The sequence below is a fragment of the Candidatus Andeanibacterium sp. genome, from assembly GCF_057143545.1.
Genome location: NZ_DBNHSF010000137.1, coordinates 1 through 2,027 on the forward strand (window position 1 = coordinate 1; position 2,027 = coordinate 2,027).

General features: G+C 63.7%; 4 protein-coding genes. 2 read left to right on the forward strand and 2 right to left on the reverse strand.

Translation table 11 applies throughout. The features are described from left to right. On the forward strand, window positions 1-492 hold a 492-nt coding region (locus AC16XC_RS08170; protein WP_484034156.1), incomplete at its 5' end, for a uroporphyrinogen-III C-methyltransferase. A gap of 11 nt (window positions 493-503) precedes the next feature. On the opposite strand, the gene AC16XC_RS08175 is transcribed toward AC16XC_RS08170, so the two are convergent. Both AC16XC_RS08175 and AC16XC_RS08180 read right to left on the reverse strand, forming a co-directional pair. After that, complete coding sequence (locus AC16XC_RS08175) at window positions 504-1,244, reverse strand: hypothetical protein (protein ID WP_484034157.1); 741 nt, start codon at window positions 1,242-1,244, stop codon at window positions 504-506. A gap of 23 nt (window positions 1,245-1,267) precedes the next feature. Further along, a complete protein-coding gene (locus AC16XC_RS08180) occupies window positions 1,268-1,669 on the reverse strand; it encodes a DUF6152 family protein (protein WP_484034158.1) in 402 nt (133 codons plus the stop codon). A 126-nt stretch (window positions 1,670-1,795) separates the two neighbouring features. On the opposite strand from AC16XC_RS08180, the gene AC16XC_RS08185 reads away from it, so the two are divergent. Beyond that, window positions 1,796-2,027: twin-arginine translocation signal domain-containing protein (locus AC16XC_RS08185; RefSeq protein ID WP_484034159.1), on the forward strand; the 232-nt coding region annotated here is incomplete at its 3' end.

Consider the following 2,027-nt stretch of genomic DNA (forward strand, 5'->3'; position numbering starts at 1 on the left):
TTCGCGCGCGCTAGCGAAGAAATCGAGGCCTGCCGCCAGGCCGGCGTCCCGGTCCGGATCTGTCCGGGCGTGACCGCGGCCAGTGCGGCGGCCGCCGATCTCGGCCTCTCGCTCACACTGCGCGGGCTTGCCCGCAAACTGACCCTGGTAACCGCGCATGCCAGGGCCGGCGAGGATCTCGATTTCGACTGGCCGGCGCTGGCGGACCCGCGGGCGACTTTGGCGATCTATATGGGCAAGGCGGCGGCCCCCGCCGTTTCGGCAAGGCTGATCGCGGCCGGCCTGCCCAAGGACACGCCGGTCGCCATGGTCGAGAACGCCAGTCTTGCCAGTTCGAGCAGCTTCACCACCCGGCTCGACCTGCTCCCGCTTGCCGCACGGTCGGCGCTGGGCGACGGACCGGCGCTGATCCTGATCGGCGAAACGATCGCCCAGGCACGGGCCGGCCATGCCGCAGCCGCCATGCGCTCGGCCAATCCAGCCCGCCGCTGAATCCGTAGTCCCTATTGCTCGCCGGTCTGCTGGTATTCCACCGCGATCGACGGGTCGCAGTCGTAAGGGTAGACGAACTGCCCCGGATATTTGCGCCACTGGATGATCCGCGCGCCGTTGTTGTCGAGCACGTCGGGATCCGAGAACCACTGGGTCGCCACCAGGTGCGAGCCGTCACCGGCGAGCTTGTATCGCTCCACCAGGTGCACGTTCTCGCTGTGATCCAGCCCGTTATTGGTGAGCGTCGCGGACAAGAGATGGGTGGTGTCGATCACCAGCTCGTCGCCTTCCCAATGCCCGACAGAGTGACCGACCTTGGAATGCGGCGCATCGGCCGGGGGGTGATCGCGCCCGTCCATGTGGATCAGGCGCACCTGGTCGAAATATTCGTATTTGAAGACGATCAGTTCGGGCGTCTGGTGTATTTCGAAGGGAAAGGGTCCCTGTTCGGTATAGATGATCGAGGGTGCAGCGCATACGCGGGACAGGGTCATCTCATCGCTTGGCGTCCATTCGGCGGCGCGCGCCAATGCTTCGGGCTTGACCAGCAATCCGCCATACTCGCCCTGCGGGAATTCCACGAAGCCGACATCTTCAAGCACGACGGTGTTTTCGGGCAGTTTGGCAACCAGCCCTTCGGCCTCTGCCGGCGGTTCGCCATATTCAAGGTTCCAGAAGCCGCTGAGATCGGGCACGTCCTGCTGTGCATGGAGTGAAGCCGGACTGACGCTGAGCAGCAGCGCCAGCGCCATGCATGTCTTTTGTCCTGCCGTCATCAGTCCCTGCTTTCATCCACATTGAACGGGGCGGAGCCGATCATCTTGCCATTGGCATCGACCGCACGTTGCAGGCGCAGATATGGCTTGCCATCGCGCGACGGCCACCCGGTCAAGGTCACATTATCGCCCGGCTTGATCGAATCGCGTTTCCAGCCGCGCCGCATCAATACCACGGGTGCGTTGGTCTCGGCACGCCAGAGCGCGATGCGGCCATCATTGCTCCTGCCTTCGACCGTGATGGTCCCATGCGGGTTGGTGAAGCGGAACTCGGTAACCTTGCCGGTGACCGTGATGATCTTCTCGGATTCGAAGAATGCCGCGAAGGAATGATGCGCCTGCGCCGCCGGAGCGGCCAGCCACGCAAATCCGGCAAGCATCGCCAAACGAAGGCGCTTCATCTCGATCCTCTCCTCATACTTGAGTCTCCTATAGCTTGAGTCTCCTATAGCTGAAACTTCATCGTTTGACGCAAGCGCGGATTGGCGCAAGAGTGAGAAGCGGAAGAGAGAGGATCCCAAAGGACCATGACACGCAAGAACGACAGGTCGCCACTGAATGTCGGGCGCCGCGATTTCCTCGGGGCCGCAGCACTGGGCACGGGGGCTGCGCTGGTTGGTGTCGGTGCCGCAAGCCCGGCACAGGCCGCGGATGGCCCAGCACCGCAGGTCGATTTTCCCGACCGTCCCGGAACCTTTGGGGGCGGCCCGCCAGGGACCAATATCCGCGCCGAGATCGACCTCTACGATTGCGAGGTCG